The sequence below is a fragment of the Arthrobacter sp. HMWF013 genome (assembly GCF_003061105.1).
Classification (GTDB): domain Bacteria; phylum Actinomycetota; class Actinomycetes; order Actinomycetales; family Micrococcaceae; genus Arthrobacter.
In genome coordinates this window covers 542-3,698 of the sequence record NZ_QAIQ01000692.1, presented here as the reverse complement: position 1 = coordinate 3,698, position 3,157 = coordinate 542, and the positions used below count along the sequence as shown (strand labels likewise).

General features: G+C 64.1%; 3 protein-coding genes. 2 read left to right on the top strand and 1 reads right to left on the bottom strand.

Annotation, left to right across the window (positions count from 1 at the left end):
* Positions 1–713: demethylmenaquinone methyltransferase (locus DBR22_RS22495; protein ID WP_258229406.1), on the bottom strand; the 713-nt coding region annotated here is incomplete at its 3' end.
* 104 nt (positions 714–817) lie between these two features.
* Between DBR22_RS22495 and DBR22_RS22490 the strand changes: the two genes are divergently transcribed.
* Together DBR22_RS22490 and DBR22_RS22485 are read left to right on the top strand one after the other, a co-directional pair.
* A complete protein-coding gene (locus tag DBR22_RS22490; RefSeq protein WP_108600806.1) occupies positions 818–2,221 on the top strand; it encodes an isochorismate synthase in 1,404 nt (467 codons plus the stop codon).
* 128 nt (positions 2,222–2,349) lie between these two features.
* Positions 2,350–3,153, top strand: a complete 804-nt coding sequence (locus DBR22_RS22485) for an ABC transporter substrate-binding protein (RefSeq protein ID WP_108600805.1) — start codon at positions 2,350–2,352, stop codon at positions 3,151–3,153.
* Positions 3,154–3,157: the final 4 nt, after the last annotated feature.

Here is a 3,157-nt window from a genome sequence, read left to right as displayed (position 1 = left end):
GCCCCATCCGGGGTGGATTCCAGCGGCTTGGTGGCGCGGTGGATGGCCACGATCCCGCCGGTCAGGTTGCGGTAGTTGACGCCTTCCCAGCCTGATTCCTGCAGCCAGGCGGCGAGGTGGTCCTGGTCCGGCCAGGCGCGGATGGACTCGGCGAGGTAAACGTAGGCGTCCGGGTTGGAAGCGACCTTCACGGCGATGGCAGGCAGGGCGCGCATGAGGTATTCCGTATACATGGTGCGCCAGAGCGGGACCACGGGCTGGGAGAACTCGGCGATGACCAGCTTGCCGCCGGGCTTGGTGACGCGGAGCATCTCGGCCAGGGCCTTTTTGGGCTCGTTGACGTTCCGCAGGCCGAACGAGATGGTGCTGGCGTCAAAGGAGTTGTCCGCGAAGGGCAGGTTGGTGGCGTCACCGGCGACAAAGTTGATGTCCGGGCGGCGGCGCTTGCCCACTTTGAGCATTCCAAGGGAGAAATCGCAGGCGATCACATCTATGCCTGCATCGGCATATGGCTCGCTGGACGTGCCGGTGCCGGCGGCCAGGTCAAGCACCCGCTGGCCGGGCTTCACATCCATGGCATCCACCACAACCTTGCGCCAGCGGCGGGTCTGTCCCATGGAGAGGACATCGTTGACGACGTCGTATTTAGGTGCGACGTCGTCAAACATCGTGGCTACTTCGTCCGGACGCTTATCCAAGGATGCTCGGTTCACCATGCCATTGTCGCAAATGTTCCGCGGGGCCACGAACCACACGCGGATCTTGGGCTGTGGGCTGAAAGCTCAGTGAACTTTACGCAGAGTAGTGTTGTCTCATCATGACGAGCACGTTCCGCACCCTGACAGTCCCCCTGGATGGAAAAGCATCTCCGGAGGGGCTGCCTCAGTTTCTGGTCCGGGACGACCTCCTCTGCTGGACCCGCCGCGAGGCCGGCCTGGTGGGCTTCGGCGAAATCGCCCGCTTCACGGCCACCGGCCCGGAGCGTTTCCTCGAGGCAGACATCTGGTGGCGCCACCTCGTCCTTGAAGCCGACATCACCGATTCCGTGGAATTGCCCGGGACCGGCCCTGTGGCTTTCGGCTCGTTCGCCTTTTCCAAGAAGTCCCCGTTTGAATCACGGCTGATTGTGCCCGAGATCGTGGTGGGCGTGCGTGACGGCAAGTACTGGCTCACCCAGTTAACGGTCGACGACGGCGAACTCACCAGGGAGGGCGCCCTCGCCGCCTTGGACCGCTGGCTCAGCAGCGGCAGCACGAAGGACACACTGCGGAACCTCCCGACGCCGGCCACCCCCTCCGCCGGGGACGGCACCTCCCCGGACGGTTCCGCGAAGGCGGGCACCGCCGTCGTCGTACGTCCTGTTCCTCTGGCTGCCGGCGCAACGCTGCACACCGGTTCGCTCAGCGAAAAGGACTGGATGGCCGCCGTTGCCGCCGGGGTGGCGGAAATCCAGACCGGGGCGCTGGAGAAGCTGGTGCTGGCGCGCGACATCGTGGCTACCCTCCCGGCAGGCGTCAGCCATGCGGAGGTGCTGCGCGAACTCGCCCAGCGGTACCGCGAATGCTGGACGTACGGCGTGGACGGGCTGGTGGGCGCGACGCCCGAGATGCTGATCCAGGTGGAGGGCCGCACCGCCCAGGCCCGTGTTCTGGCCGGAACCCTGGACCGCCGCGATGCGCATGGCGAGGACGGCATCCCGATGGAGTATGCGGAGCGGGTGCTTGCCGGATCCGAGAAGCAGCGGCATGAACACGAGATCGCCATCCAGTCGCTGACCTCGCAGCTGGCACCGTTTTCGGAAGCCATGAACGCGCATGACGAACCTTTTATCCTGGAGCTGCCGAACGTGTGGCATCTGGCCTCGGACGTGAAGGCGGAGCTTGCTGAGGTGGAGGGCCACGTCCCCACCTGCCTTGCACTGATTAACGCGCTGCACCCCACGGCCGCCGTTTGCGGGACGCCCACGCTGGTGGCGGGGTCGCTGATCCGGAAGCTCGAACACCTGGACCGTGGCCCTTACGCCGGGCCGGTCGGGTGGCTGGACGCGGCAGGCAACGGCGAATGGGGCATCGCGCTCCGCGGTGCCGTGATCGAGGATCCCCACACCGTGCGTCTCTATGCCGGCTGCGGCATCGTGGACGGATCACAGCCCGAGGCAGAGCTGGCTGAGACCTGGGCTAAATTCCGTCCGATGCTGGAGTCACTCGGCATCCGCAGCTAGTGCTTGATTTGCCCGTGATTTAGTTGTCCAATAGTGAATCTAAGTTTCGTGTGACGCACATCTCGCTTTCAGCGATACACTATGAACCGATTTAGTACCGCACACCCCTGCAACAAAAGGTAAAAAACATGCAGCTCATGTCCCTGGCTTCGGCCAAAATGACCGCCAAGGCAGCAGCGATCCTCGCCGCCGGCGCTCTCACCCTCACTGCATGCGGCGGTGGCAGCTCCACCCCGGCAGCCTCCGAGGGCGGAATCCAGCTCATCAACGCAGGCAAGCTCACGGTCTGCTCTGACGTCCCTTACGAGCCGTTCGAATTCCAGAAGGACGGCAAGATCGTCGGTTTCGACATCGACATCGCCACCGAGGTTGCCAAGGACCTGGACGCCGAACTCAGCGTCGTTGACAGCTCCTTCGAGGCCATTGAGACCGGAACCGCGCTCACCGGCTGCGATCTCTCCATCTCCTCGGTCTCCATCACGGATGTCCGCAAGGCCGTCATGGACTTCTCCGATCCCTACATGGATGACGACCTTACGCTGGTGGCCACCACGGCGTCCGGCATCACTGACATTGAGAGCGCCAAGGGCAAGAAGGTGGGCGTCCAGCAGGCCACCACCGGCGCGAAGTATGCCGATGAAAACGGCATCGATGCCCAGCAGTTCGAGGACAGCGGCCTCCTGGTCCAGGCCCTCCAGGCCGGCACCATCGACGCCGCGCTGGGCAACCAGTCGATCCTGGCCTACGCCATCAAGGACGATGCCAAGTTCGAGCGCGTGGAGGACTATGCCACGGGCGAGAAGCTGGGTATTGCCATCAAGAAGGGCAACACCGCCATGGCTGAGAAGGTCAACGGCACGCTCAAGCGCCTGACCGACGACGGCACCCTGAAGAAGTTCGAGACCACCTGGTTCGGCGAAACCGCCAAGTAGCAGG